28 protein-coding genes are annotated in these 26,212 nt (G+C 71.3%); 13 read left to right on the top strand and 15 right to left on the bottom strand.

What is annotated here, in order from left to right:
• Positions 1-128 precede the first annotated feature (128 nt).
• Both aroA and IEZ27_RS07385 read right to left on the bottom strand, forming a co-directional pair.
• A complete protein-coding gene (gene aroA, locus IEZ27_RS07380) occupies positions 129-1,403 on the bottom strand; it encodes a 3-phosphoshikimate 1-carboxyvinyltransferase (RefSeq protein ID WP_189646547.1) in 1,275 nt (424 codons plus the stop codon).
• Positions 1,404-1,488: 85 nt separating this feature from the next.
• Positions 1,489-2,517: an NAD(P)-dependent alcohol dehydrogenase gene (locus IEZ27_RS07385; RefSeq protein ID WP_189646548.1), complete on the bottom strand. Its 1,029-nt coding sequence runs from the start codon at positions 2,515-2,517 to the stop codon at positions 1,489-1,491.
• Between the two features lie 77 nt (positions 2,518-2,594).
• On the opposite strand from IEZ27_RS07385, the gene IEZ27_RS07390 reads away from it, so the two are divergent.
• Together IEZ27_RS07390 and IEZ27_RS07395 are read left to right on the top strand one after the other, a co-directional pair.
• Positions 2,595-3,338 carry an SOS response-associated peptidase gene (locus tag IEZ27_RS07390; RefSeq protein WP_189646549.1) on the top strand — a complete coding sequence of 248 codons (744 nt, stop codon included), beginning with the start codon at positions 2,595-2,597 and terminating at the stop codon, positions 3,336-3,338.
• Between the two features lie 159 nt (positions 3,339-3,497).
• Positions 3,498-3,830, top strand: coding sequence for a TraR/DksA family transcriptional regulator (locus IEZ27_RS07395; RefSeq protein ID WP_189646550.1), 333 nt, complete (start codon positions 3,498-3,500; stop codon positions 3,828-3,830).
• Between the two features lie 67 nt (positions 3,831-3,897).
• On the opposite strand, the gene IEZ27_RS07400 is transcribed toward IEZ27_RS07395, so the two are convergent.
• A complete protein-coding gene (locus tag IEZ27_RS07400) occupies positions 3,898-4,638 on the bottom strand; it encodes a class I SAM-dependent methyltransferase (RefSeq protein ID WP_189646551.1) in 741 nt (246 codons plus the stop codon).
• Between the two features lie 233 nt (positions 4,639-4,871).
• On the opposite strand from IEZ27_RS07400, the gene IEZ27_RS07405 reads away from it, so the two are divergent.
• The 7 genes from IEZ27_RS07405 (at position 4,872) to IEZ27_RS07435 (ending at position 11,299) form a co-directional block, all read left to right on the top strand.
• Entirely contained in the window at positions 4,872-5,477 is a 606-nt protein-coding gene (locus IEZ27_RS07405) for a sigma-70 family RNA polymerase sigma factor (protein WP_125648071.1), read from the top strand.
• Positions 5,474-5,740: a mycothiol system anti-sigma-R factor gene (rsrA, locus tag IEZ27_RS07410; protein WP_125648073.1), complete on the top strand. Its 267-nt coding sequence runs from the start codon at positions 5,474-5,476 to the stop codon at positions 5,738-5,740. Before IEZ27_RS07405 ends, rsrA begins: the two co-directional genes overlap by 4 nt.
• Before the next feature lie 10 nt (positions 5,741-5,750).
• Positions 5,751-6,689, top strand: coding sequence for an NAD-dependent epimerase/dehydratase family protein (locus IEZ27_RS07415; RefSeq protein WP_189646552.1), 939 nt, complete (start codon positions 5,751-5,753; stop codon positions 6,687-6,689).
• Between the two features lie 225 nt (positions 6,690-6,914).
• Positions 6,915-8,270, top strand: coding sequence for an HD-GYP domain-containing protein (locus IEZ27_RS07420; RefSeq protein ID WP_125648078.1), 1,356 nt, complete (start codon positions 6,915-6,917; stop codon positions 8,268-8,270).
• On the top strand, positions 8,267-9,565 hold the full coding sequence (locus IEZ27_RS07425; RefSeq protein WP_189646553.1) for an HD-GYP domain-containing protein: 1,299 nt from the start codon (positions 8,267-8,269) through the stop codon (positions 9,563-9,565). The genes IEZ27_RS07420 and IEZ27_RS07425 overlap by 4 nt, the downstream gene beginning before the upstream one ends.
• A 100-nt stretch (positions 9,566-9,665) precedes the next feature.
• Entirely contained in the window at positions 9,666-11,045 is a 1,380-nt protein-coding gene (locus tag IEZ27_RS07430; protein WP_229823592.1) for an acetyl-CoA carboxylase biotin carboxylase subunit, read from the top strand.
• 41 nt (positions 11,046-11,086) lie between these two features.
• On the top strand, positions 11,087-11,299 hold the full coding sequence (locus tag IEZ27_RS07435) for a biotin/lipoyl-binding carrier protein (protein WP_189646554.1): 213 nt from the start codon (positions 11,087-11,089) through the stop codon (positions 11,297-11,299).
• On the opposite strand, the gene IEZ27_RS07440 is transcribed toward IEZ27_RS07435, so the two are convergent.
• Positions 11,289-11,672, bottom strand: a complete 384-nt coding sequence (locus IEZ27_RS07440; RefSeq protein WP_189646555.1) for a thioesterase family protein — start codon at positions 11,670-11,672, stop codon at positions 11,289-11,291. The two genes, IEZ27_RS07435 and IEZ27_RS07440, sit on opposite strands and share 11 nt — an antisense overlap.
• Before the next feature lie 239 nt (positions 11,673-11,911).
• Here IEZ27_RS07440 and IEZ27_RS07445 point away from each other — a divergent pair, with 239 nt between their 5' ends.
• The gene (locus tag IEZ27_RS07445) at positions 11,912-13,648 is read left to right on the top strand and encodes a serine/threonine-protein kinase (protein ID WP_189646556.1); all 1,737 of its coding nucleotides are present in this window, start codon (positions 11,912-11,914) and stop codon (positions 13,646-13,648) included.
• A 9-nt stretch (positions 13,649-13,657) separates the two neighbouring features.
• Here the strand turns inward: IEZ27_RS07445 and IEZ27_RS07450 are convergent, their stop codons facing one another.
• Genes IEZ27_RS07450 through IEZ27_RS07470 form a run of 5 tightly spaced genes read right to left on the bottom strand, consistent with a single transcriptional unit; the run spans position 13,658 to position 18,745 of the window.
• On the bottom strand, positions 13,658-15,304 hold the full coding sequence (locus tag IEZ27_RS07450) for an acetolactate synthase (RefSeq protein ID WP_189646557.1): 1,647 nt from the start codon (positions 15,302-15,304) through the stop codon (positions 13,658-13,660).
• A gap of 39 nt (positions 15,305-15,343) precedes the next feature.
• Complete coding sequence (locus IEZ27_RS07455) at positions 15,344-16,120, bottom strand: SAM-dependent methyltransferase (protein WP_189646558.1); 777 nt, start codon at positions 16,118-16,120, stop codon at positions 15,344-15,346.
• A gap of 50 nt (positions 16,121-16,170) precedes the next feature.
• Positions 16,171-16,944 carry a DUF4097 family beta strand repeat-containing protein gene (locus IEZ27_RS07460; protein WP_189646559.1) on the bottom strand — a complete coding sequence of 258 codons (774 nt, stop codon included), beginning with the start codon at positions 16,942-16,944 and terminating at the stop codon, positions 16,171-16,173.
• A complete protein-coding gene (locus IEZ27_RS07465) occupies positions 16,941-17,594 on the bottom strand; it encodes a response regulator (RefSeq protein ID WP_189646560.1) in 654 nt (217 codons plus the stop codon). The genes IEZ27_RS07460 and IEZ27_RS07465 overlap by 4 nt, the downstream gene beginning before the upstream one ends.
• A complete protein-coding gene (locus tag IEZ27_RS07470; RefSeq protein ID WP_125648103.1) occupies positions 17,585-18,745 on the bottom strand; it encodes a sensor histidine kinase in 1,161 nt (386 codons plus the stop codon). Before IEZ27_RS07470 ends, IEZ27_RS07465 begins: the two co-directional genes overlap by 10 nt.
• 140 nt (positions 18,746-18,885) lie before the next feature.
• Between IEZ27_RS07470 and IEZ27_RS07475 the strand changes: the two genes are divergently transcribed.
• The gene (locus tag IEZ27_RS07475) at positions 18,886-19,461 is read left to right on the top strand and encodes a hypothetical protein (protein ID WP_189646561.1); all 576 of its coding nucleotides are present in this window, start codon (positions 18,886-18,888) and stop codon (positions 19,459-19,461) included.
• A gap of 2 nt (positions 19,462-19,463) precedes the next feature.
• Here the strand turns inward: IEZ27_RS07475 and bioD are convergent, their stop codons facing one another.
• Both bioD and IEZ27_RS07485 read right to left on the bottom strand, forming a co-directional pair.
• A complete protein-coding gene (bioD, locus tag IEZ27_RS07480; protein WP_189646562.1) occupies positions 19,464-20,171 on the bottom strand; it encodes a dethiobiotin synthase in 708 nt (235 codons plus the stop codon).
• Between the two features lie 35 nt (positions 20,172-20,206).
• Positions 20,207-20,926 (bottom strand): GntR family transcriptional regulator, encoded by a 720-nt coding sequence (locus tag IEZ27_RS07485; RefSeq protein ID WP_125648113.1) that lies wholly within the window; start codon positions 20,924-20,926, stop codon positions 20,207-20,209.
• Positions 20,927-21,400: 474 nt separating this feature from the next.
• Between IEZ27_RS07485 and IEZ27_RS07490 the strand changes: the two genes are divergently transcribed.
• A complete protein-coding gene (locus IEZ27_RS07490; RefSeq protein WP_189646563.1) occupies positions 21,401-22,870 on the top strand; it encodes a PAS domain-containing sensor histidine kinase in 1,470 nt (489 codons plus the stop codon).
• A gap of 155 nt (positions 22,871-23,025) precedes the next feature.
• Here IEZ27_RS07490 and IEZ27_RS07495 read toward each other — a convergent pair whose 3' ends face one another.
• On the bottom strand, positions 23,026-23,280 hold the full coding sequence (locus IEZ27_RS07495; protein ID WP_125648118.1) for a WhiB family transcriptional regulator: 255 nt from the start codon (positions 23,278-23,280) through the stop codon (positions 23,026-23,028).
• 274 nt (positions 23,281-23,554) lie between these two features.
• On the bottom strand, positions 23,555-24,520 hold the full coding sequence (locus IEZ27_RS07500) for a diacylglycerol/lipid kinase family protein (RefSeq protein WP_189646564.1): 966 nt from the start codon (positions 24,518-24,520) through the stop codon (positions 23,555-23,557).
• An 89-nt stretch (positions 24,521-24,609) separates the two neighbouring features.
• Here IEZ27_RS07500 and IEZ27_RS07505 point away from each other — a divergent pair, with 89 nt between their 5' ends.
• Positions 24,610-24,993 carry a hypothetical protein gene (locus tag IEZ27_RS07505; RefSeq protein WP_125648123.1) on the top strand — a complete coding sequence of 128 codons (384 nt, stop codon included), beginning with the start codon at positions 24,610-24,612 and terminating at the stop codon, positions 24,991-24,993.
• Here the strand turns inward: IEZ27_RS07505 and IEZ27_RS07510 are convergent.
• Positions 24,990-25,769, bottom strand: coding sequence for an RNA polymerase sigma factor SigF (locus IEZ27_RS07510; protein ID WP_189646565.1), 780 nt, complete (start codon positions 25,767-25,769; stop codon positions 24,990-24,992). The genes IEZ27_RS07505 and IEZ27_RS07510 overlap by 4 nt on opposite strands.
• A gap of 17 nt (positions 25,770-25,786) precedes the next feature.
• Entirely contained in the window at positions 25,787-26,212 is a 426-nt protein-coding gene (locus IEZ27_RS07515; RefSeq protein ID WP_189646566.1) for an ATP-binding protein, read from the bottom strand.

Here is a 26,212-nt window from a genome sequence, read left to right on the forward strand (position 1 = left end):
GGATGTCGGAAGTCCTGGTCGCGGGGCATGCCCCGAGGTGGTCGCGCGGCGAGGGCGGCGTGTCACCACGGGCGACCCTCCTGCGACGTGCCCGAGCCGCCTGCCGCGAAACGCCTGATCGCCGCCGCTCATCGGGAGCCCAGCATCGCCGCCCACATCTGGACGAACTCGGGCAGCGTCTTGGCGGTCGTCGCGATGTTCTCCACCTCCACGCCCGGCACCGCGAGGCCGATCACGGCCCCCGCCGTCGCCATGCGGTGGTCGTCGTAACTGTGGAACACGCCGCCGCGCAGCGGGCGCGGGCGGATGATCAGGCCGTCGGCCGTCTCCTCGACGTCGCCGCCGAGGGAGTTGATCTCGGTGGCCAGCGCGGCCAGGCGGTCGGTCTCGTGGCCGCGCAGGTGGCCGACACCGCGCAGGCGGCTGGGCGTGGTCGCCAGGGCGGCCAGCGCGGCGATCGTGGGGGTCAGCTCGCCCACCTCGTGGAGGTCGGCGTCGAGGCCCTTGACCTCGCCCGTGCCGGTGACGACCAGGTCGTCGCCGTCGCGGGTCACCGTGGCGCCCAAGGCGGTGAGCAGGCCGCGCAGCGCGTCGCCCGGCTGCGTGGTCTCCTCCGGCCAGCCGGGGACCGTGACAGTGCCGCCCGTGACCAGCGCGGCGGCCAGGAACGGCGCCGCGTTGGACAGGTCGGGCTCCACCGTCATGTCCCTGGCCGCGATCGGGCCCGGCTCGACCCGCCACACGTCGCGCTCGGCGTCGTCGACCCGGACCCCGGCCTCCCGCAGCATGTGGACGGTCATCTCGATGTGCGGCTGGGAGGGCACCGGCGGGCCCACGTGGCGGATCGTGACGCCCTTCTCGAACCGCGCCGCCGTCAGCATCAGCCCCGAGACGAACTGCGAGGAGCCGGAGGCGTCGATCGTGACCTCGCCGCCGGTCAGCGGCCCGCTGATGGTGAACGGCAGCGCGTCGTTGTCGATGCGCGCCCCGAGCGCGCGCAGGGCGTCGAGGATCGGGCCCATCGGACGCTTGCGGGCATAGGGGTCGCCGTCGAAGAAGACCGGCCCGTCGGCCAGCGCCGCCATCGGCGGGACGAACCGCATGACCGTGCCCGCCAGCCCGGCGTCGACGCGCGCGCCGCCGCGGACCGGGCCGGGCGTCACCTCCCAGTCGACCGAGTCCGTGGTCTCGCGCACGGCCGTCAGCGTGGCGCCGAGCGCGCGCAGCGCCGACACCATGAGGTCGGCGTCGCGGCTGCGCAGCGCCTGGCGTACGACGCCGGGACCGTCGGCCAGCGCGGCCAGCAGCAGCGCGCGGTTGGTGACGGACTTGGAGCCGGGCAGGCGGACGGAGGCGATGACGGGAGCGGCGGCCGTCGGCGCGGGCCAGTGCGGAGCGGGCATGGTCAAAGCCTACTGGCCCGGGTACGGAGCGTTCACAGCCTGTGGACAACGCGTCGCGCCGCTCCCGAGGAGGGGCGGCGGGCGGTCAGGGGGTCAGGACCGCGCGGCCCTCGATCGTGCCGGCCTCCAGCTCCGCCAGCACCGACGTGGCCGCGGCCAGCGGCCAGCGCTGCACACGCGCCCTGATCCGCCCCTGCCGGGCCAGGGCCAGCACCTCGTGCAGGTCGCGCCGAGTCCCCGCGTAAGGCTTGGTCACCGCAGCGCCCCACGGCAGCCCCTGGGGCGGGCTCGCGGCGGGGAACGCCAGAGTCCCGCCCGCCAGCCCCACGACCGTCAGGCACCCGTAGGAGGACAACACCCCGGCCGCCAGCGACAACGTCGGCCCCGAGCCCACGAAGTCGAGCACCACGTCGGCCCCCACGCCCTTGGTCAGCTCCAGCACGCGCCCGGCCGCCTCCTCGTCGGACAGGACGGTCTCGTCGGCGCCGAAGCCCTCGGCGGCGGCCAGCCTGGCGGGATCGACGTCGACGGCCACGATCCTGCTGCCCGTGACCGCCCGCAGGATCTGCACCGCCAGGTGCCCGAGGCCGCCCACCCCGATCACCACCGCGGTCGCGGCCGGTGTGAGCAGCGCGCGGCACCGGTCGATCGCGTGGTACGGCGTGAGCCCCGCGTCCGCCAGCGGCGCCGCCTCCACCGGGTCGAGCCCGCCGAGCGGCACCAGCGAACGCGCGGGCGCGACCATGTACTCCGCCATCGCCCCCGGATACCCCAGCCCCGGCCCGGGGACGAGCCCGCGCGGGAACCGTTCGCAGGCGTTCTCGGCCCCCTCGGCGCACCGGCGGCACATGCCGCAGCCCCACACGATGTACGCGAGCGCGCCCTGGCCGACCTCCCACCCGTGTACGCCGGCCCCCAGCTCCGCCACCGTGCCCGCGGGCTCGTGCCCGAGCGTCATCGGGTACGGCAGCCCGGAGGCGTGCAGCAGGTGCAGGTCCGAGTGGCACACGCCGCACCCGGCCACCCGCAGCAGCACCTCGCCGGGGCCGGGCGAGGGCACGTCCACGTCGGTCAGGTCGGCCCTGCCTGGCGCGAGGAGCTGGTAAGCCTTCATGCGTGCACGCCTACCCCGTCGCGCGGGGGCGGAAGCAAACACGCGAGCCGAACCCGGGCGTGTGGCAATGTGGGGACATGTGCGGTAGATACGCCTCGGCGCGCAAGAAGCACGAGCTGCTGGAGGAGTTCCAGGTCGAGCTCGACGGCGAGCCCGACAAGGAACTGGGCGCGGACTTCAACGTCGCCCCCACCAAGAACGTCTACGCGGTCATGAGCCGGCCGTCCAAGGAGGACGAGCACCCGGTACGGCAGCTCAGGATCGTCAGGTGGGGGCTCGTGCCCGTCTGGGCCAAGGACCCGTCGATCGGCTCCCGGCTGATCAACGCCAGGGCCGAGACGCTGGCCGAGAAGCCGTCGTTCCGGCAGGCGTTCGCCAAGCGCAGGTGCCTGATCCCGGCCGACGGCTACTTCGAGTGGATGGCCGTCGAGGGCGAGAAGAAGAAGCAGCCGTACTTCATCCACCCGGAGGACGGCGGGGTGCTGGCCATGGCCGGCCTGTACGAGTTCTGGAAGGACCGCACCCGCGACGACGACGACCCGCTCAAATGGCTGGTGACCTGCACGGTCATCACCACGGACGCGGAGGACCAGCTCGGGCGCATCCACGACAGGATGCCCATGATGATCGAGCGCGACCGCTGGGCCGACTGGCTCGACCCCGGCCTCACCGACACCGAGGCGGCCTCCGGACTCCTGGTGCCCGCGGAGGCCGGGAGACTCACGGCATATGCAGTTTCTACTGATGTCAATAATGTCCGGAACAATGGCCCGGATCTCATCAAACCGCTGCCCGATGAGGAAGAAGCGGGCCTTTTCTAAAGGTGTAAGAAGCGCGGTAAGTGGGCATCCGGTGAGGAAAGCGATGCGACCGTTCACTCGGTGTCACCGCCACAACATGCCCCTAATTGCGCCGGGCGGGACAACCGGGGAGTCCCAGCCGCGGGCTGCTCCCCCTTTTGCACCCGGAGGTGCGGATTCGTGGACGTCACGACCGCTCGTAAGCGGCTCCAGGACATGCTCGCGGAGCTGGACCGTTCGATCGAGGTCCTCCAAGGCGACCCCGTCGCGATCCGTGAGCACTCGGCGGCCGACGCGGGCTCCGACCTCACCGACGCCGACCGCGCGCAGGCCATGATCACCGTGGCGACCGCGCAGCGCCGCGCGGTGACCGAGGCGATGGTACGCCTGGACGAAGGCGCGTACGGCAGGTGTGTCGACTGCGAGAAGCCGGTGCCGGACGGCAGGCTGGAGGCCCGCCCGGAGGCCGCCCGCTGCGTGCAATGCCAGGGAAGACGCGAACGCCGCCGCTGACCGCGCGGAGCCGCCGCCGCCGTCCACGGCGTGCCGGGGGACGGCGGCGGCTCGGCCGGTGTGTCGCTCAGCTCTTGCGGGCGCTCGCCACCAGGTGGATCCCGACCGTGTCGTCGTCGTCCGGATGGGCGTCGAGCTCGGTGCGCACGAGCCACGTCAGGGCCCGCCCGTCGGACCCGAGCACGTGGTCGACCGTGGACGGCGACAACACCGTGCGCGGCCGCATCCACTCCACCTCCAGCCCGGCGCCCATCAGCAGCTCACGCAGCTGACCGCTGCTGAAGCAGCGCGTGATGCTGCCGTCGGGCCACGGCACCAGCATGACCTCGCCGGTCTGCCGCAGGTGTTGCCACTGCTCCTGCTCGGCCAGGATCGCCATGCCGAGCACCAGCGAGTCGACGCACACCAGCGCCCGCCCGCCCGGACGCAGCACCCGGGCCACGTCGCTCATCGCCGACTCGGCCATGAGCTCGATCGACATCGCGCGTTCCTCGGCGAGCACCGCGTCGACGCTCTCATCGGGAAGAAAGGCCAGATCATCGGCGCGTACGTGCCGAACCCGGTCGGCGTCCCGCAAGCGGGACTGCGCGTCCACGGTCCGGCGGAAGTCGAGCACCTCGATCACCCGGTGTCCCGCCCTCGCCGCCTGGCCGGACCAGCGCCCGCGGCCGCCGGACAGATCGAGGATCACGGAGGGTTCGCCGGGGAGCCAGCGGTTCAGTTGTTCGGCGGCGACGGCGCGATAGAAGGTCCAGTACGGCCCGAGCGTCCCTGAGCCGTTCAGTTCCTCGGCCGGAATGGGCAGCACACGCGACTCCTGAGTTCCGGAAAAAGGGCTACCAGCCGGTACGTATGACGTTCCCCGCACCGGGTCCTCTGTACCTTCTATCTTGCGGGAACAGACAAGGGCGCGGGTGTGTTGCGACGAGCATGCTCATATTGGAAAGACCGCGCCCCGATGACCAGGTGGTCATCGGCCAGCGGGTATTCTCCCCTGAGTACGGTGTACCGCCACAGCCGGCCACCGGTGATCTTAGGGGGGTGGGTCCGGTGCCCGCGACAGGCGCGGAGACTCTGGAGCAGCGCAGCGAGCGGTTCGAGCGCGACGTGATGCCGTATCTCGAACAGCTTTACTCCGCCGCGCTCCGGATGACCCGGAACCCCGCTGACGCGGAGGACCTGCTTCAGGAGACCTTCGCCAAGGCGTTCGCGTCGTTCCATCAGTTCCAGGAGGGCACGAACCTCAAGGCGTGGCTCTACCGGATCCTGACGAACACGTTCATCAACAGCTACCGCAAGAAGCAGCGTGAGCCCAAGCAGTCCGGCACCGAGGAGATCGAGGACTGGCAGCTCGCGCGCGCCGAGTCCCACACCTCCAGCGGGCTGAAGTCGGCCGAGGTGGAGGCGCTCGAACACCTCCCCGACGGCGACATCAAGCAGGCGCTCGCGGCGCTGCCGGAAGAGTTCAGGATCGCCGTCTACCTCGCCGACGTCGAAGGCTTCCCCTACAAGGAGATCGCCGACATCATGGGCACCCCCATCGGCACCGTGATGTCCAGGCTGCATCGGGGACGCAGGCAGCTCCGGGGCCTCCTTGAGGACTACGCCCGCGAGCGCGGCCTGGTCCCATCGGAGGGATCGAAATGAGCTGTGGCAACCCGCACGACACCGACTGTCGCGAGGTGCTGGACAAGGTCTACGCCTACCTCGACGGCGAGCTGACCGAGGGCGATGTCTCCGACATCCGCGTACACCTCGACGAGTGCAGCCCTTGCCTGAAGGAATACGACCTGGACAAGGCGGTCAAGGCGCTCGTGGCCAAGCATTGCGGTTGCGACCCCGTCCCCGCCGACCTGCGGTCGAAGGTGCTGGAGAGGATCGCTCAGGTGAGGGCGGACCTGGCGGACTAGGATTCACGCCATGCGCGTGCTAGTCACCGGTGGTGCCGGTTTCATCGGGTCGAACCTCGTCGACCGCCTGCTCGCGGACGGACACGAGGTCGTCGCCGTCGACGACCTGTCCTCCGGGAGCAGGGACAATCTGGCCAGTGCGGCCGAGAGCGACCGTTTCAGCCTGCACGTGCTCGACGTGCGCGATCCGGCGATCATCGGGCTGGCGGCCGAGCTGCGGCCCGAGGTGATCTGCCACCTGGCCGCCCAGATCAGCGTACGCAGGAGCGTCGCCGATCCCGTCCACGACGCCCGGGTCAACGTCGAGGGCACCGCGTCGGTGCTCACGGCGGCGAAGGAGGGCACCACGCGCAAGGTGGTGTTCGCCTCGTCCGTGGCGGTCTACGGCCGTCCGTCCACGATTCCCGTGCCGGATGACGCGCCGACCGACCCGCGCTCGCCGTACGCGGCCTCCAAGCTGAGCGCCGAGATCTACCTGTCCACCTTCCGCGCCCTCTACGGCCTGGAGTACACCACGCTGGTGCTCTCCAACGTCTACGGCCCCCGCCAGTCGCCCGACGGCGAGGCCGGCGTGGTGTCGATCTTCACCGACGCCCTGCTCAACGGCACCCCCACGGTCCTCTACGGCGACGGCACCCAGACCCGCGACTACGTCTACGTCGACGACGTGGTCGACGGCTTCGTCAGGGCCTGCGGCCAGGACGGCAACGGCCGCCGCTTCAACCTCGGCACCGGCATCCAGACCGCCGACAGGCGCCTGCACTCGCTGATCGCCGACGCGGCCGGGGCCCAGGACAAGCCGGGGTTCGCGCAGCCGCGCGTCGGCGACCTGCCCGCGATGGCCGTGGACCCGGTGCCCGCGTACGAGGGGCTGCGCTGGGAGCCGCGTACCGACCTGCCGACGGGCGTCAAGAACACCGTGGCCTGGGCTCGGGGTCGCGCCAGGTAGTTGCTTGATTACACTTTGCTTGCGATTTCCCACTCCGCCCGTACGGTGACGTCCTCTTCTGTAGCGTGAACGTCAGCAGACGACGTGGAGGCATGTGGGATGTTGAAGGACAGGATCGCCCGGTCGCTCGCAGCCATCATCCTGATCACCTCGGTGGTGGCCCTGACCGGCATCGGCGCGCTGCCCCCCGGGGTTTCCTGGACCTGACCGCCGTAGGGGGCCGCAATGCGTGACCTGCCCTGGCCCGCGAGGGTCTACCTGGTCGCCGTGATCGCGGCGGCGGCCGCTCTCATCGGGCACAGCGCGATGGTCTCCGGCCCTCTCGTGGCGCCGGAGAATCTCGACATCCTGCTGGTGCTCGCGCTGCTCTTCCTGGTGTGCGAGTCGATGCCGACGTTGCTCAACGTCGAGCAGTTCGCGGTCTCGGTGAGCTTCTCGGCGTCGCTGGCCGCGGTCGTGCTGATCGGGCCGGAGGGCGCGGCGCTCGTGGGGCTCACCGCCGCGGTGAGCGTGCGGCCGGGGCTGCCGCTGATCAAGCGGCTGTTCAACGGCGCCCAGTTCGCCGTCTGCGGCTACGCCTCCGGCTGGGTCTACGAAGGGCTCAACGGCACGATCGGGGTGCCGCGGGTCAACGAGTTCGACAGCCTCATCGGGCCCTACGCCGCCGCCACCGCCGTCTTCGTGCCGCTCAACATCGTGCTCACGCTGACCATGATCAGCCTGGCCACCAGCGTGCGGGCCACGGAGGTGCCGCTGCGCGGCATGGTCCAGTTCCTGCTGTCCTACCTCGGCTACGGCACGTTCGGGTTGCTGGTGGCCGGGCTGTGGGCGACCGTGCAGTCGATCTCGGCGGTGCTGGTGCTGATGCCGCTGTTCGTGGCCCGGTGGGCGTTCGGCCAGTACCACGCCCAGCAGCGCTCGTACGACGCCACCATCGCGGCGCTCTGCCAGGCGGTCGAGACCAAGGACTACTACACCCGCGGCCACTGCACCCGCGTCTCGCTCGCCTCCAGCATGATCGCCCAGGAGATCGGCATGGGCCTCGAACGTGTACGCGCGATCCGCTACGCCGGCATGCTGCACGACGTCGGCAAGCTCGGCGTGCCCACGAAGGTGTTGCAGAAGGACGGGCCGCTCACCGAGGCGGAGCTGGCCGCGATCCAGCTCCACCCGATGCGCGGGCTGGAGATCGTCCGCGGCATCGGCTTCCTCGACGAGGCCTACGCCGGGATCATGCACCACCACGAGCGCCACGACGGCACCGGCTACCCGATGGGCCTGGCCGGCGACGAGATCCCCGAGTTCGCCAAGGTGATCGCGGTGGCCGACGCGTTCGACTCGATGACCTCCGACCGCTCCTACCGCGGGGCGCGGCCGGTCGAGGTGGCCGTGGAGGAGCTGCGCAAGTGCTCGGGCACACACTTCGACCCGGTCATGGTGGCCGCGTTCATCAGGGCGCTGGAACGTAATCCGTGGCAGCCGCCGCGCCGCGTCGAGACGCCGCCGCCCGACGCCGCCGAGGCCGCGATCAAGGACCACGACGACCCGACGATGCCCATCCAGGTCGTGAGCGGGCCATGACGACCGCAGAGCGCGTCCGGCGCACCGACAGGGCGGCGACCACCGTCCTGCGCAGGCTCGACTCGGGCCAGTTGTTGCTGATCTGCGCGGCCGGGCTGGTCGCCGTCGCGGGCGTGGCGCACACGGCGGCCGTCGGGCTCGACCGTCCCGAGATCGCCATCGGGTTCGGCGCGCTGATCGCGGTCGGCGAGCTGGCCCGGCTGACCATGCCGGGCAACAGGGAGGTCGCGCCCATCGGCGCCGCCGCGGCGCTCGGCTACACCCTGCTGCTCGACCTCAGCCAGAACCAGTTGCGCCACTCCGCGTTGCAGGTCGTGGCCGTGATCGCGGCCGGGATGATCGCCGGGGCGCTGCCCCACCTGGCCGTCGGCCGCCCGCCGCGGCTCGACGCGATGGCCCGCCGCCTGCTCACCGGCGCGCTGCTGGCCTTCGCCTTCCGCCCGCTGGCCGACCCGCTCTACCAGCTCACCAAGCCGCCTCCCGGGCCCCACACCTGGTGGCCGGCGCTCGTGGTGATGGTCTCGCTGATCACGGTGACGCTGCTGATCGACGTGCTGATCGCCGCGCTGCTGCGGGCCGAGCGGCTGCGCACCGCGTTCCGGGTGGCCGTGCGCGACGAGATCAACATGGCGTTCCCGCTGGGGGCCGCCGTGGCCGCCTCCGGCGTGCTGCTCGCGCTCGCCACGCACAGCATGGACCTGGTGGCGCTGCTGGTCTTCGCCGCGCCGCTGCTGGTCACGCAGGTGGCCTTCCGCAAGTACGCCGGCATCCGCGCCACCTACCTGCAGACCGTACGCGCCCTGTCGCGGGTGACCGAGGTGGGCGGCTACGTCGAGCCCGGCCACTCACGCCGGGTGTCGCGGTTGTCCGTGGCCGTCGGCCGGGAGCTGGGCATGGCCGAGCCCGAGCTGCTGGAGCTGGAGTACGCCGCGCTCATGCACGACATCGGCCAGCTCTCGCTGCGCGACCCCATCCCCGGGGGCGCGACCGTGCTGACCGATCCGGAGCAGGCGCGGCGCATCGCCGAGCTGGGGGCCGAGGTGATCAGGCAGACGGGCGTGCTCGACCGGGTGGCCGAGGTGGTCCGCCGTCAGTGTGAGGAGATCGCCGACGACCCGCCGCTGTCCAGCCGCATCATCAAGGTCGCCAACGCCTACGACGACCTGGTGGGGCCGTCCACCGATCGTGACCGGTCCGGGGCGGCGCTGGAGCGGATCAGGCTCACGGCGGGCAGCTCGTACGACGCCGACGCGCTCGACGCCCTCGCCCGAGTGGTGGGCAGGGGCCGGATCTGACCGGTACGCCGGCCTTTGTGGGGTTCCTACAGAACGTGCTCTCCTGATCGGTGCGCCCGAGGGAAGGGGACAGCCCGGCGGCGGCCATAGGGTTGTCCGCGTGATTGCTGAGACGCTCGGACCCGTTCTGATCGCCAACCGGGGGGAGATCGCGCGGCGCGTCATCCGTACGGTCAAGCGGATGGGGCTGCGTGCCGTCGCCGTCCACTCCGAGGCCGACGCCGGGTTGCCGTTCGTACGCGAGGCCGACGAGGCCGTGCTGATCGGCCCGGCCGACCCCGCCCAGAGCTATCTCGACCCCGCCAAGGTGCTGGAAGCCGCTCGCGCCACGGGGGCGGGGGCCGTCCACCCGGGTTATGGCTTCCTGTCGGAGAACGCCGCGTTCGCGCGGGCGGTGATCGAGGCCGGGCTGGTGTGGATCGGGCCGTCGCCGGAGTCCATCGACCGGATGGGCGACAAGATCGACGCCAGGAACCTCATGGAGGCGGCCGGCGTGCCGGTCGCGGCGGGCACCAGGGAGGCGGTCACCGACCTGATCTCCGCGCTCGACGCGGCCGAGCTGATCGGCTATCCGGTCATGGTCAAGACCGCCGGCGGGGGCGGCGGGGTCGGCATGAGCGTGGCCCGCGACGACGCCGAGCTGGCCAGGGCGTTCGAGCAGGCGGCCAGGGCGGCGGCCAGGTTCGCCGCGGCGGCCGCGGCGGGCGGCGCCGGTGACGCGCTGGCCGGGCCCGCGGTCCTGCTGGAGCGCTACGTCGAACGCGCCCGCCACGTCGAGGTGCAGATCCTCGGCCTGCCCGACGGCCGGGTGCTGGCCCTGGGCGAACGCGACTGCTCGGTGCAGCGCCGCCACCAGAAGGTCGTCGAGGAGTCGCCGTCCCCCGGGATCAGTGCCGAGCTGCGCGAACGCATGCTGGCCGCGGCCGTACGGGCCGGCGAGGCCGTCGGTTACGTGGGGGCGGGCACGGTCGAGTGCCTGGTCGACGCCGACGCCCAGGACTTCGTGTTCCTGGAGATGAACACCAGGCTCCAGGTCGAGCACCCGGTCACTGAGCTGGTCACCGGCCTCGACCTGGTGGAGCTGCAGCTTCGCGTCGCCGCGGGGGAGAGCCCCGAGGTCGCCGCCGAGCCCGCCGGGCACGCGATCGAGTTCCGGGTCTACGCCGAGGACCCCAAGCGCTTCCTGCCGGGGCCCGGCCGGATCAGCACCTGGGAGGAGCCCGCCGGAGACGGCATCCGCGTCGACTCCGGCTACGAGGCGGGCAACACGGTCACCATGTACTACGACCCGCTGATGGCCAAGCTGTGCGTGGTGGGGGCCGACCGTACCGAGGCGCTGGAGCTGGGACGGAAGGCGGTCGCGGAGTTCACTGTCGAGGGGCCGAGGAGCAATCTGGCATTCTGTGCCGAGTTGCTGGAGAACGCCGAGTTTGTCGCGGGAGACTACGACACGGGTCTGGTCGGCCGGATGCGGGCCTGAGCCGCGTGACATTGTCGGTCGGTCGGAAGAGGGGAGTCCCGGTGGCTGAGGTACGCGCCGAGATGGTGTCGAACGTGTGGAAGGTGGTCGTCCGCGAGGGCGACCCGGTCTCCGAGGGCGACACGCTGGTCATCCTGGAGTCCATGAAGATGGAGATCCCGGTGCTCGCAGAGGACGAGGGCGTGGTGACCCAGATCAAGGTGGCCGAGGGCGACGTGATCCAGGAAGGCGACCTGATCGCCGTCATCGAGTAGCGCGCTCCACGAACTTGGCGCGGTCGACGACCACCCGCTCGACCGTGCCCCTGCCGACGACCGTGCCGCATGTGTCGCGGGCCTCGAAGGCGAAGACCAGGCGTCGTCCGTCGACCTCGGTGAGTTCGGCGGCGAGCTCGACGTGGGCGCCGAGGGGGCTGGCGGCCAGGTGTTCGAGCTCGACCCGGGTGCCGACCGAGGTCTCGCCCTCGGCCAGGTGGGGGCGTATGGCCTCGACCGTGGCCCGTTCGGCCAGGGCGAGCAGCCGGGGAGTCGCCAGCACGGGCACGTCGCCGCTGCCGATCTTCTCCGCCGTGTCGGACCTTTCGACCATGGTGAGGAGTTGGGAGCGGAGTCCTGGTGCGAGCGTCATGAGGACCAGCGTACCCAGGGCAATTCTGATCTCCAGGAAACGCGGACAACCGCGCCTATAAGGCCCCAGGATAGGGTTTGTACGGCTTGCGGCATATGAGTGGCATGTGGGACTGCTGAGACCGGTACACTCTCGGAGTTTCCGTGACCACTGTGTTACCTCACCGCGACAAAAGTTCGCTTTGTTGGAGAACCGCGGGGTGGGCGAGGTTACCGATGTAGGGGGGTAGCGGGGGAGTCATGGTGGCCCAAGGGACGACGCTGGCCGGGCGGTATCGACTGGATACCCGCATCGGCGCCGGCGGCATGGGCGAGGTGTGGAGAGGCGAGGACATCGTGCTCGCCCGCACCGTCGCCGTCAAGGTGCTGCTCCCAGGCCGCATGGATGACCGTGGATTCGTCGCCCGCTTCCAGGGGGAAGCGCGGGCGATGGCCACGATCAACCATCCCGGCGTGGTCGATGTCTACGACTACGGGGTGAGCGGGGACACCGTCTACCTCGTCATGAAGTTCGTGGACGGCGAGCCGCTCGACCGGCTGCTGGCCCGGCTGGGCCGGATCCCGCCTCAGGCGGCCATGGAGCTCATCGCGCAGGCCGCCTCGGCGCTTCAGGCGGTGCACGACCAGGGGATCGTGCACCGTGACGTGAAGCCGGGCAACCTGCTGGTACAGCGCGACGGCACGCTGGTGCTCACCGACTTCGGCATCGCGCGTTCCGATCTGGCCAACCGGCTCACCGACGCCGGCATGGTGCTGGGCACGGCCGCGTACTGTGCGCCCGAGCAGGCCGAGGGCGCTCCCGTCACGCCGGCCGTGGACATCTACGCGCTCGGCGTGGTCGCCTACGAATGCCTGGTGGGACAGCGGCCGTTCGACGGTGACAGCGCGGTCACCATCGCGCTCAAGCACATCCGCGAGGCTCCGCCGCCGCTGCCCGCCGACATCCCGCCGCCGATCCGGACGCTGGTCGAGGTGGCGCTGTCGAAGGATCCCGTCCGGCGGTTCCCGACGGCGAAGGCGATGAGTGAGGCGGCCCGCGCGGCCGGGTCGGGCCAGGCGATCACGCCGGTGGCCGAGATCGCGCCGCCGGCCACCGGCGCCACGATGCCGCCGCCCGCCGAGTCCTTCCAGACGGGTGCGTACCAGGCCGGGTCCTACCAGCAGGGACAGAGCGGCCCGACCGGCGCGTACCAGCAGCCGCAGACCGGCGCGTACCAGACCGGGCAAGCTCCCGGCTACCAGGGCGGGCAGCCGGCGGGCGGGCAGGGGGCGTTCCAGACGGGGGCGCACCTGCCGGCGTCGGCGGAGGAGACTACCGCGGCCGTGGGCGAGCGCCGCCCGGGCGGCCGCCGCGCCGCCAAGGCGCCGCGCAGGACCGGGCTGGTCGTGGGCTTGGCCGTCGCGGTGGTGCTGGGGGTCGGCGCGGGCGCGGTCGCGCTGACGGGCATGGTGCCGGGCGAACCGACGCCGACGGTTACGGCCACGCACAAGGGCAACGTCGACGACGAGCCCGATCCGACGAAGACCGGCGGCAAAAAGCCTCCCAAGCCCACGCCGACGCCGGCCACGAAGTCGCCCGTGCAGATCACCACCAGGCCGCCCACGCACGTCCCGACCGAGGAGCCGACGGAGGAGCCGGAGCCGACGTCCACGCCCACCGCCACCCCGACCACCACGAAGGGCTCGACCAAGACGCCGACGAGCACGCCGACGCCGACGGTCAAGAACATCACGGTGCCCAAGGTCGCCGGGCTGCCCTTCCTCAAGGGGCAGGAGATGGTCGAGGCTGCGGGGCTGATGGTGCGCGTCCGCGACACCTCGGTGACCACCGACGACCCCGCCTGCCGCCGGATCACCAAGACGGTGCCGGCCGGTGGAACGGTGGTCCCGGAGACGAAGGTGGTCACGCTCTACGTGATCGACGGGGTCTGCACGACGCCGACCCCGTCTTCGACCCCCTCGGCCACGTCGAAGTAGTCGTGGGGGTCAGATCCCGGTCGTGTTGCGGGGGTAGGCGACCTGCGGGTCGGTGGCGATGTTGACCATGTACGGGACGCCGGAGTCGAACGCCCTGCGCAGCGCGGGCCCGATCTCCGACGGCTTGGTGACCAGCTCGCCGCCGCCGCCCAGCGCGGTCACGACCTGGTCGTAGCGGCACTGGGGTTGCAGCTCGGCGGCCACGTCGTAGCCGTACAGGAGTTGCATGGGGTGCTTCTCCAGGCCCCAGATGCCGTTGTTGCCGCAGATCATGACGACCGGCAGGCGGTGGCGTACGAGGGTGTCGACGTCCATCAGGGAGAAGCCGGCGGCGCCGTCGCCGAGCAGGAGCACGACCTGCGAGGACGGGCGGGCCAGGCGGGCGGCGATGGAGTAACCGAGCCCGGTGCCGAGGCATCCGTACGGGCCGGGGTCGAGCCAGTTGCCCGGCTGCCTGGGCTCGACGTACTTGCCGGCGTAGGAGACGAAGTCGCCGCCGTCGCCGATCACCACGGCGTCCTCGGCCAGGACCTTGCCCAGCTCGCCGTAGATGCGCATGGGGTGGATCGGGTCGGAGTCGGCGGCCAGGAGTTCGGCGTCGCCCGCGATCGCCGCAGCGGCGGTGTCGGACAACTTCGACAACCAGGAGGCGTATGAGCTGGGTTTGACGCCCGCGTCGCCACAGGCCGCGTCGAGGCTCCACAACACCACCGACAGGTCGCCCGCGGCCTTGGCGGCGGGCTGCATGTGGGTGGCGAGCTGCGAGGGCGCGTCGGCGATGTGCACGACGCGGGCCAGCGGCGCGCCGTCCTTGCCGCCGAACCAGCCGTAGCCGAGGCGGAAGTCGAGCGGGGTGCCGATCACGATGACCAGGTCGGCCTGGGCGAACGCGGCGCCGCGGGCGCGGGTGACGAGCAGTTCGTGCCCGGCGGGCAGGATGCCGCGGCCCTGGCCGTTGGGGATGACCGGCAGCCGCCAGGTCTCGGCGAAGTCGCGCGCGGCCTCCTCGGCCCGGTCCATCCACACGTCGGAGCCGTAGACCAGCACCGGGCGCTCGGCCTCGGCCAGCAGCCGGGCGATGGCGGCCAGGTCGCCGGGGTCGGGCTCCAGCGGCGAGGGCGACTGAGTGTGCACCTCGTGGGCGGGCGAGGGGGCGAACAGGTGGTCCATGTAGAAGTCGACGAAGACCGGGCCGCGGTGGGGCGCGACGGCGGTGCGGAAGGCCGACTCGACGTCCTGGCCGACGGAGTCGGCGCCGGAGGCGGTGAACGACAGCTTGGTGATCGGGCCGAGCAGCGGCGGGTGGTCCATCTCCTGCAGTGCGCCGCTGCCCCAGCGCGACTGGGGCGCCCGGCCGCCCATGACGACCACGGGCGAGCCGTTGAAGTGCGCGGTCGCGATGCCGCTGACGCCGTTGGTGATGCCCGGGCCCGCGGTCAGCACGGCCAGACCGGGATTCCTGGTCAGCCTGGCCGTCGCCTCGGCGGCGAAGACGGCGCTCTGCTCGTGGCGTACGTCGAGGATGCGCATGCCCTCGTGCACCGCGCCGTCGTACAGCGGGAAGACGTGTCCTCCCGAGAGCGTGAACATGGTCTCGACGCCATAGGCCTTGGACACGGCGACGGCGACGTCACCGGCGTGCTTCGCAGACTCCATGCCGGGAACTTACCAACCAGTCACAAGAGTAAACAGACCTTAAGGCTTGCGTGCGACCGCGCCGTAGCCCTCGACCTCCTCGGGCAGGCCCACGGTGGCCGGACGCCAGCGCGACACCGACACCAGACCGGGCTCGACGAGCTCCAGGCCGTCGAAGAAGCGGGCGATCTGCTCGGGGCTGCGCTGGACGTAGGGCAGCGCGCCGCTCTGGTTGTACTGGTCGTGGGCGTCCCTGTTGGCCTGGCTGTGCACGTTCGTGCCGTCGTTGAGGGCCAAGTAGCTGCCGGCGGGCAGGGCGTCCATGAGCTCGCCCACGATCGCGAGGGCGGTGTCGTCGTCGGTCACGTGGCCCATGATGCCGCTCAGGTTGAGCGCGATCGGCCGGCCGAAGTCGAGCGTCTTCCCGGCCGCGGCGAGGATCGCGCCGGGCTCCCGTACGTCGGCGTCGATGTAGTCGGTCGCGCCCTCGGGCGTGCCGACCAGCAGGGCGCGGGCGTGGGCCAGCACGAGCGGGTCGTTGTCCGCGTAGACGACCCTGGACTCCGGCGCGAGCCGCTGGGCGATCTCGTGGGTGTTGTCGGCCGTGGGCAGGCCGGTGCCGATGTCGAGGAACTGCCGGATCCCGGCCTCGGCCGTCAGGTACGTGATCGTGCGCCCGAGGAACGCCCTGGACTCGCGGGCGCCCTCGCGCATGCCCGGGAAGATCTTCAGGAACTCGTCGCCCGCGATCCTGTCGACCTCGTAGTTGTCCTTGCCGCCGAGCCAGTAGTTCCAGATGCGGGCGGAGTGGGGGACGGTCGTGTCAATCCCGGCCATGGAGCCTCCTTCAGGTCATGTCGCCGGGTTACAAACTTAGACGATCTTCGCTATCCGCAGCAGACGCGAACCGTGCCCAGTGGCGCCCGCGCCTCGATCTTCCGGGGCGCGCCCTTCGCCGCGTCGACCTCCACCTCGGTACGCCGGCCCTCGGCCGTCACGTCGTAGGTCTCCGCCGGCATCCGCAGCTCGATGTCGCCCGTGGCCCGCGCGACGGCCCTGACCGAAAGAGGCGGATTGGCGAAGTCGAGCCGTACGTCGCCCGAGCCGGTCTCCACGTCGGCCCGGCCGCCGAGCAGCGAGTTGCCGCGGATGGACCCCGAACCCGACCTGGCCCAGACCTCGCCGGTGACCCCGTCGGCGAGCACGTCCCCCGACACGGTCGTCAGCCGTACGGCGCCGATCACCTGGCCGACCATGAGGTCGCCGACGGTCGTACGGGCCTCGACCTCGGTCTCGAACGGCACCAGGAGGGTGTAGTCGGCCCGGCACACGGGACCGTCCGGCTGGCGCGAGCCCCGGCACCGGATGTCGAGCCGCAGGGTGTCGCCGTTCCAGTCCTCGGTGATCACCGGCCGGTCGATCGAGGTCCAGCCCACGGACCGGTCGAGCGTGAGCTCTCCCGCCGGGCCCGGCACGATCTCCAGGTTCACCTCGCCGCTGCCCGTCGTGACCTTCAGCTTGTCCAGCGCGAACGGGATCGACCTGAGACGCCTCTCCTGCGGCGCGGTGGCCCGCGCGAACCCGTTCCAGACCAGGATGGTGGACAGCAGCAGCGCGGCCACGGTCGCCAGGGCCCCCGCCGTCAGCCAGACGGCTCTCACGGCATGCTCCTGATCTTGAGGAACTGCAGGACGGCGAGCACCCGGCGGTGATCCCCCTCCGCGGGGGGCAGGTCGAGCTTGGTGAAGATGTTGCCGATGTGCTTGCCCACGGCCCCCTCGCTGAGCACGAGCGACTGGCCGATGCCGGCGTTCGAGCGGCCCTCGGCCATGAGCTTGAGCACCTCGTGCTCGCGGGGCGTCAGCCGTTCCAGGGGGTCGCTGTTGCCGCGCAGCAGGAGCTGGGCCACCACCTCGGGGTCGAGCGCGGTGCCGCCGCCCGCGACCCGGCGCAGGGCGTCGATGAACTCCGTCACGTCGGCCACCCGGTCCTTCAGCAGGTAGCCGACGCCGCCGGTCGCCGAGGCCAGCAGGCGGGCGGCGTAGCGTTCCTCGACGTACTGGGAGAGCACCAGCACGGCCAGGCCGGGGTGCTGGCGACGCAGCACGAGAGCGGCGCGCAGCCCCTCGTCGGTGTGCGTGGGCGGCATCCGCACGTCGGTGATCACCAGCTCCGGCCGGTGCTCCTCGACGGCCCGCAGCAGGCTCTCGGCCTCGTCCACGGCCGCCACCACCCGCAAGCCGGACGCGTCGAGCAGCCTGATCAGGCCCTCGCGCAGCAGGACCGAGTCCTCGGCCAGCACTACTCGCACGGAAGATCCACCTCGATCGCGGTCGGCCCGCCGAACGGGCTGGACAGGCGCAGTGTGCCGTCCACGGAGTCGATGCGCTGGGCCAGGCCGCGCAGCCCGGTGCCGCCGTCCAGCCGGGCGCCGCCGCAGCCGTCGTCGTGGACGAGCACGTGCAGGCGGTCGCCCTCGCGCCGGACGGTCACCTCGGCCCTGGTGGCCGCGGCGTGTTTGGCGATGTTGGTCAGTGCTTCGGACACGATGAAGAAGGCCACCGCCTCGATGGTCGGGGATGCGCGCCGGTCGATGTCGACGCGCAGGCGTACGGGCAGGGGGGCGCGGGCCGCGACGCCGGAGAGCGCCGCGTCGAGCCCCTGGTCGTTGAGCACGGCCGGATGCAGGCCGCGGACGAAGTCGCGCAGTTCCTTGAGCGCCTGCTTGGCCTCCTCGTGGGCCTGTGCGATCGCCTCGCGGGCCGGCTCGGGCAGGTCGGTGAGGGTGGCCCTGGCCAGGCCGAGGTTCATGGCGAGGGAGACCAGGCGCTGCTGGGCGCCGTCGTGCAGGTCGCGCTCGATCCTGCGGCGCTCGGCGTCGGCCGCGTCGATCACGCCGGCCCGGCTCTCGGTCAGCGTCTCGATGCGCTGCCCCAGCTCCGTACGGCTGGGGCCGAGCAGCGTACGGGCCACCGACAGGTCGAGCGTCGCCATGCCCCTGGCCAGGACCGGGGCGAGCAGCAGTAACACCAGCCCGACGGCCATGGAGATCCCCACGATCACCGGATTACGCAGATCGACGAGGAACACCAGCGGCGGCCCCTGCACCCGCGGCGGGATGAACGACAACAGCCCCACCACGGCCCCGCCCCACGCCAGCGCGACCAGGACGGCCGCCACCGCGCCCACGAACGGCGACAGCAGGTGGTAGGCGATCTGCCGCCACGTGGACGCGCCGCGCCAGTCGACCGGCGCCGGCACCGGCGGGATGCGTACGCCGAGGAAGGCCGCGAACCTGGACCGCTGCACCCGGGTGAACACCGGCACGCCGCGCCGCAGCACCGGCGGGGCCACGGCCAGCATCAGCGTCAGCCCGCCGAGCACCACGGCGACCGGCAGCCCGATCATCACATGGGACGTGTCGAGCCAGGTGCGCGCCGACCAGGGACGGGGGACTTTCATGGGTCAAAGGTATTGACCGGATGGACCACCACGAAATGGGCCTGGTGTGTCGGTGGACGGTAGGGCTAGCCCCACCCTCGAACCTTTCCCGCACAGCGGACATCTCACCTCCAGAACGGGATCGCCAACGGGAGGTTCGCATGTTCGCAGCAGGGGTCGCCGCGCTGGCGGCCGCGTCCACGATCGCCGGCGGGTTACCGCACGGCATGTTGTTCCTGGAGAAGCACCCGCCCGCCGAGCGGTGGGAGACGTACACGGTCGAGAACTCCAAGACGCTGCCGCTCCAGCTCAACCCGTGCCTGTCCCGCCGTCAGCGCGACGGCGGGCGCCTGGAGACGCGCGCCGTGCTCTACTCCAACGAGGACGAGATGAAGTACGAGCAGCTCGTCGTCTACCGGGACGTCCGGCACGCCGAGGCCGCCATGAGCCTGCTGCGCGCGGACCTGAGGCGCTGCGCCGACGTGGGCAAGGGCCACAACCGCTACCGCTACTTCACCAAGCCCCTGGACGTGGGCGACGACGGCCTGCGCGCCGGCGGGCGCTTCTTCGAGAGCGGCGAGCACGCGGTGGCGGTCAGGCGCGGCGCGGCGCTCTACATCGTGGGCGAGTCGGCCTGGCCGACCAGGAGCCTGCCGCTCAAGGGCTTCAAGGGGCTGCTGGGCAAGGCCCGCGCGATGACCGTCAAGGTCTGCCGCCTCCCCGAAGCCGCCTGCTGAAGCTACGGCACCCCGAGCCGCCGCTTGAAGGCGGCCGGATCGAACGAACCGCCCAGTACGGCGCTCAGCCCCTCGCGCGCCACCTGAGCGAACGCCTCGCGGCCGAGTCGTCCGGCTCCCTCGGGCAGCACTCCCGCCAGCGGCCGCGCGGCCAGCATCTCCAGATCGCCGACGTCGCTCCGCTCGGTGATCCCGGCCTCCCGCGGCCACCGCCCGATCACCACCCCCGCCAGGTCGAGCCCCCGGTGCGCCAGCGCCTCCAAAGTCAGCGCGGTGTGGTTGAGCGCCCCGAGCCCGGCCCCCGCCACCACGAGCACCTGCGCGCCCACCAGCCGGGCCAGGTCGGCGATCGTCGCGCCGTCCTCGTCGAAGCGCACCAGCAGCCCGCCCGTGCCCTCGACGACGACCAGCCGGTTGCTCTCGGCCAGCTCCTCGACGAACCGGGCGGCCGCCGGCACCGACAACGGCGGCACCCCGGCCAGCCGCGCGGCGGCGGCGGGCGACAGCGGCTCCTCGAAGCGCGTCAGCTCGAACGTGGTGCCCACCCCGGAGAGCCGGATCACCTCGTCGAGGTCGTGGCCGCCGCCGGTCTGCGCCGGCTTCACCACCGCGACGGACGACCCGCGCTCTTTCGCCAGTACGGCCAGCGCGGCGGACACGACGGTCTTGCCCACGCCGGAGTCGGTGCCGGCCACGACGAGAACGCTCATCGTCACAGCCTAGAAGCCGCCGCCCGCCAGGCCGGTCAGGGACGCCGCAGGCGCGTGACGAACTTGTACCGGTCGCCGCGGTAGAGGGACTGCGCCCACTCCACCGGGTGGCCGTCGGCGTCGAAGGCGTGGCGGGTCAGCAGGAGCATCGGCAGGCCCACGTCGACGCCGAGGGCCTTGGCGTCGTACGGGGTGGCGAGCACGGTCTCGATGATCTCCTCGGCGTCCGTGAGCCGTACGTTGTAGGCGTTGTGCAGCGTCTCGTACAGGGAGGCGTGCACCTCCAGCTCGCGGCGCAGGCGGGGGAAACGCCGGGCCGACAGGTGGGTGGTGTCGATCGAGACCGGCTCGCCGTTGGCCAGGCGGAGCCGGTGGATGCGCAGCACCCGGCCGCCGGGGTTGATGGCCAGCCGCCGCGCCAGCGCCTCGTCGGCCGTGATGTAGCCGATCTCCAGGATCTTGGTGTCCGGCTCCAGGCCCGCTGTGCGCAGGTCGCCGATGTAGGACGTGAGCTGGAGCACCTGCGCCACCTTCGGCTGGGCCACGAACGTGCCCTTGCCCTGGATGCGCAGCAGCCTGCCCTCCACGACCAGCTCGGTCAGCGCCTGCCGGACGGTGGTGCGCGAGGTCTCGAACCGCACGGCGAGCGTGCGCTCGGGGGGCAGGGCGGTGCCCGCGGGCAGGCTCTTGGTGAGCTCCAGAAGACTGCGCTTCACGTCGTAGTACTTGGGAACGCGGGGGCCGTCGTCGGTCACGCTCTCACCTTCACTTCTGGCACGGCGGTGAGGGCGTGTCTGATCACCGCGAGATCATCGGAACTCATATCGGCCCGAGCGGTCAACCACCTGGGAGGACGGCATATCCGCACGGAGCGCGCAAACCGCCAAGTACGCGCGAATCCGGGCAGCTCAGACTGATTGTGAAGGATATCCACAGCAGCGTGCGCGATCGCAACCGAGGCCGGTACGCGGCCCGCGTCGTCGAGGAGCCACCCGCCCGTGTCGATCACCTCCGGCAATGCCCGTGAAGCCCCGTCATGGGGATCGAGCGATCCCGCCGTGTGACGGTTCTCACAGTATGAGATTCCCCGAAAGTCGCGCCGGGTGCACGGTGCCGCACCCGTGCCGCACCCGTGTCCCGCCGTGCGGAGTCCTTCCCCGGCCAGGAGCTGCGCATTCGATCAGGGGGTCGGTTTGGCTGTTGGCGGGAAAAGCACGCATGATGCACTCGTGCCGACTCTCAGCGACCTCGTCGCCCGCCACACCGCACTCGACGAGGCGGACCTCGACTGGCTCCACTCGCTGGTCTCCGACTGGCAGCTGCTGGCCGACCTGTCCTTCGCCGACCTCATCCTGTGGGCGCCGCTGCTCGGTGAGAACGGCTGGATCGCCATCGCCCAGATGCGCCCCACCACCGGCCCCACCGTCTACCACGACGACATCGTCGGCAGCGTGGCCGCCAGAGGCGAACGCCACCTCATCGACACCGCCTGGAACGAACGCCGCATCTGCCGCGAGGGCGACCCCGACTGGTCCACCGGCGTCCCGGTCCGCGAGGAGACGATCCCGGTGCGCCGCGCGGTCGACAACGGCGAGGGCCGCTTCCTCGGCGTGATCCAGCGCTCCACGAACCTGTCCTCGGCCCGCACCCCGTCCAGGCTGGAGCTGACCTACCTCCAGAGCGCGTCCGACCTGGCGCAGATGGTCGCCGAGGGGCGTTTCCCGTTCTCGGGGGAGGAGCCGATCCTGGTCCGCTCGCCCCGCGTCGGCGACGGCCTGCTCAGGCTCGACCGGGCCGGGCGCGTCACGTACGCCTCGCCCAACGCCCTGTCGGCCTACCGCAGGCTGGGCCTGCACGCAGACCTGGTCGGCGCCGAGCTGGGCCGGGTGACGGCGACGTTGTGCTACTCCGACGAGCCGATCAACGAAGACCTGATGATCGTGGCCAGCGGACGGGCGGCCAAGGAGACCGAGGTCGAGTCGGGCGGCACGATCGTGCAGCTCAGGGCGATCCCGCTGATCGTGGGCGGCGGCCGCATCGGCGCGCTCGTACTGATCAGGGACGTCACAGAGCTGCGGCGGCGCGAGCGCGAGCTGATGACCAAGGACGCGACCATCCGCGAGATCCATCACCGCGTGAAGAACAACCTGCAGACCGTCGCCGCGCTCCTGCGCCTCCAGGCCCGGCGCCTTCAGGTGCCCGAAGGCCGCGAGGCGCTGGAGGAGGCCGTACGTCGCGTCGGCTCGATCGCCATCGTGCACGAGACGTTGTCGCACGCGCCGGAGGAGTTCGTCGACTTCGACGAGATCGCCGACCGGGTGATCGCGATGGCCGGCGAGGTGTCGGCGGCCGAGGCGGCGGTCATGCCCCGCCGGGTCGGCGCGTTCGGCGTGCTGCCCTCGCTCATCGCCACGCCGCTGGCCATGGCGCTGACCGAGCTGCTGCAGAACGCGTTGCAACACGGACGCCCGAGGCGGCTGGAGGTGCTGGTCGAGCCCGCCCTCGACCGGCTGAACGTCACCGTCTGGGACGACGGGCGCGGCCTTCCTGAGGACTTCGACCTGGACAAGTCCACCAGTCTGGGGCTGCAGATCGTCCGCACGCTGGTGGAGGGGGAGTTGTCGGGCAAGCTCACGATCGAGCCGCGTGAGGGCGGCGGCACGCACGTCGGGTTGTCGATCCCGCTGCCGGCCGCCTGATACGTGGTTCGGCCGGGCGATCCGCCTGGGGGCGGCGCGCCCGGCCGGTTGCGAACCTGTCCGCCGCGTGCTCGACGCGGCGGGGTCTTGGCGGAAACGTCGATCACGCCAAGCTGGGCGGCTCTGGTGGAGAAAGGCTGGTGGAGAAGGTCGGGTCAGGCGGAGGCGCGGGCACGCGCGCGGGCGGTGCGGCGCTTGAGGGCGCGGCGCTCGTCCTCGCTCAGGCCGCCCCAGACGCCGGCGTCCTGTCCGGACTCCAGCGCCCACTTCAGGCAGGCGTCCATGGCCGGGCAGGACCGGCAGACCTGCTTGGCCTCGTCGATCTGCGACAGGGCGGGGCCGGTGTTGCCGATCGGGAAGAACAGCTCGGGGTCCACGTCACGGCAGGCAGCTCGGTGGCGCCAGTCCATGCGTCCACTCCTTAGTAGATGGAACCTTTGGTCGGCTCCGTGCGGCTACTACTTTGTGAAGAGTTTCACTAACTCGCGCGAACATTACCCGGGACCAGGTATTGGGCCGGGGTTGTCCGCCTGACCGCCGGAGGGCCTCGGGGTTGTTAAAGGTCCTACGTTCCGACGTCAGTCTTGAGCCTTCCAGCCACGCAGAGTGCACGCAAGAGGGTTGAGGCGAAGTTTTGGCGGTTATGGATGTCGGATGCGTCACACAATGACCGAATGTAACCGGCTAGACCAGAACTTGTAACGCGTTCGGGGTAGACCGGAACGTTACGGTTTCGCGTTCGCCCAGGTAGTCCCCGTCCAGCTGGAAGGCCACGGGACGGTCGGCCGTGAGGGTGAACTCGGCCTCGTCGTGCAACTGGACCAGGTGTTTGCCGGACGGGAGGGCGTCACTCTCCGTGAGGATACGCCGGATCAGCGCGGCGATCGGGAGGGGGCCCATCCGCTTCAGCCCGAGCAGGTCGAGGCCGGTCTCGAAGCTCGCCCACGGCGTCGGCGTCACCGGCTTGACGCCCACGTACGTCCACGGCGAGGTGTTGGAGATGATCGCCATGAACACGCCCTCGACCGCCGGGATGCCCGGGCCGGTCAGCGTCATGGCGGGATGCCGCTTGTCCGTGGCCAGATAGTGCCGCAGAGCCGTGTTCACATACCGGGTCGGGGTAGCCTTCCGCCCGGTCCCCCGCAGGCCCTCCACGGCCCGTACGACCTCGGCGTCGTACCCCATGCCCGCGCAGAACGTGAAATACCTGCTGTGCCCCTCCCAAAGGGCCTGACCCAGCCCCACGGTCCTGCGCCGGCCCTCCCTGAGCGCCTCCAGGACGGCGCCGGTGGCCTCGACCGGGTCGTTCGGCAGGCCCAGGCCGCGGGCGAACACGTTCGCGCTGCCGCCGGGGATCACGATGAGGCCGGGGCGGCCGGCGCTGGGATCGTCGCCCACCGGGCCGTCGTGGCTGTCCACCGGGTTGAGCAGGCCGTTGACGGTCTCGTTGATGGTGCCGTCGCCGCCGAGCACCGCCACCACGTCGAAGCCCTTGGCGTGGGCCGTGGCCGCCAGCGCCGCCGCGTGCCCCCGGTAGCCGGTCTCCTCCACCGACAGCTCCACGGCCGCGCCGAGCGCGCGGATCAACACGTCCCTCGTGCGGGCGTTGGTGGTGGTGGCCTTGGGATTGACCAGCAACATTGCGCGCATATCGCCAGCGTAGCCGCTGATCGCCGCCCTGCTCGGGGTGGGGGAACATCCCCGGCGGGACCGGGCCGTGGGGCGAGTAGGGTTTGGCTGTGTCGAAGCGTCCGTGGAGTTTGCTCGTCGCCGCCGTCGTCGTGGCCGTGGAAGGGCTCATCGCCCTCGGCCTCGGGGTCTACGTCGCGGTGGAGACAGTGGTGAGCACGCCTGACAACGTCACGACGGCCCTCGCCGAGTCGGCGTTCGGGTTGCTGGTCGGGGCCGGGCTGCTCTGGGTCGCCTGGGGCGGGCTGCTGCGGGCGGAGCGGTGGGGGAGGTCGCCCGGCGTGCTGGCGCAGATCTTCCTGCTGCCCGTCGGGGTCACGCTCATCCAGTCGGACCAGCCACAGATCGGCGTACCGCTGATCGTGGTCGCCCTGACCGGGCTGGTGGCGCTGCTCGCGCCCCCCACCACCCATGCTCTCTACGGGGACGGTTAGTCCTCCGCGGTCAGCCCCTCACGCAACTGGGCGAGGGTACGGGCCAGCAACCGGGACACGTGCATCTGCGAGATGCCGAGCTCGGTCGCGATCTGCGACTGCGTCATGTTGCCGAAGAACCGCAGCAGCAGGATGCGCTTCTCGCGCGGCGGCAGCCGTTCGAGCAGCGGCTTGAGCGACTCGCGGTATTCGACGCCCTCCAGCGACTCGTCCACGATGCCCAGCGAGTCGGACACCGCGGGGGCGTCGTCGTCGCCGGAGTCGGGCGCGTCGAGGGAGACCGTGGAGTAGGCGTTGGCCGACTCAAGGCCCTCCAGCACCTCCTCCTCGGTCATCTTGAGGTAGGCGGCCAGCTCGGCGACGGTGGGCGCGCGGCCCTCGCGCTGCGACAGGTCGCTGATGGCCTTGGTCAGCGAGAGCTTCAACTCCTGCAGGCGGCGCGGCACGCGGACCGCCCAGCCCTTGTCGCGGAAGTGCCGCTTGATCTCGCCGACGATGGTCGGCGTGGCGTAGGTGGAGAACTCCACCCCGCGCTTGAGATCGAACCGGTCGATCGACTTGATCAGGCCGATCGTGGCGACCTGGGTGAGGTCGTCGAGCCACTCGCCCCTGTTGCGGAAACGACGGGCCAGGTACTCGACCAGTGGAAGGTGAAGCTCGACCAGCTCGTCCCTGATGCGCTGGCGGCGCGGTTCCTCGGGACCCAGCTCGGCCAGCTCGGCGAAGAGCATGCGGGCGCGAACCCTGTCGGGCACGGCGTGTTCGCTGGTGGCCATGGCTCCAGTCCTTTCCGTCACGCCGGCCTCGCTGCGCCTCGGCGCTTACGCAGGACGATCGCCATGCGGTCGGGGGAGTCGGTCACGGCGTCGACGTCGTCGGCCAGGGCGGTCAGCACCATCCAGGCGAAGTCGTCGCGCTTGGGGGCCGAGCTGCCGACCGTGGCCACCTCGACGCTGACCTTCATCTCGTCGCCGGTCAGCTCGAACTCGGCGGTCAGGTCGGTGCCCGGGACCGCCTCGCTCAGCAACATGGCGCACGCCTCGTCGACCGCGATGCGCAGATCTTCGATCTCGTCCAGGGTGAAGTCAAGCCGGGCGGCCAGTCCGGCGGTAGCCGTACGCAGCACAGACAGGTAGGCACTCGCGGCCGGGAGCCTGATGCTCACCACGTCACGGATGCCGGCCACGCCCTCCGTACGCGTCTCGGTTTCCTCGGTCAC

The sequence above is a fragment of the Nonomuraea spiralis genome (genome assembly GCF_014648435.1).
In the GTDB taxonomy this organism is placed as follows: domain Bacteria; phylum Actinomycetota; class Actinomycetes; order Streptosporangiales; family Streptosporangiaceae; genus Nonomuraea; species Nonomuraea spiralis.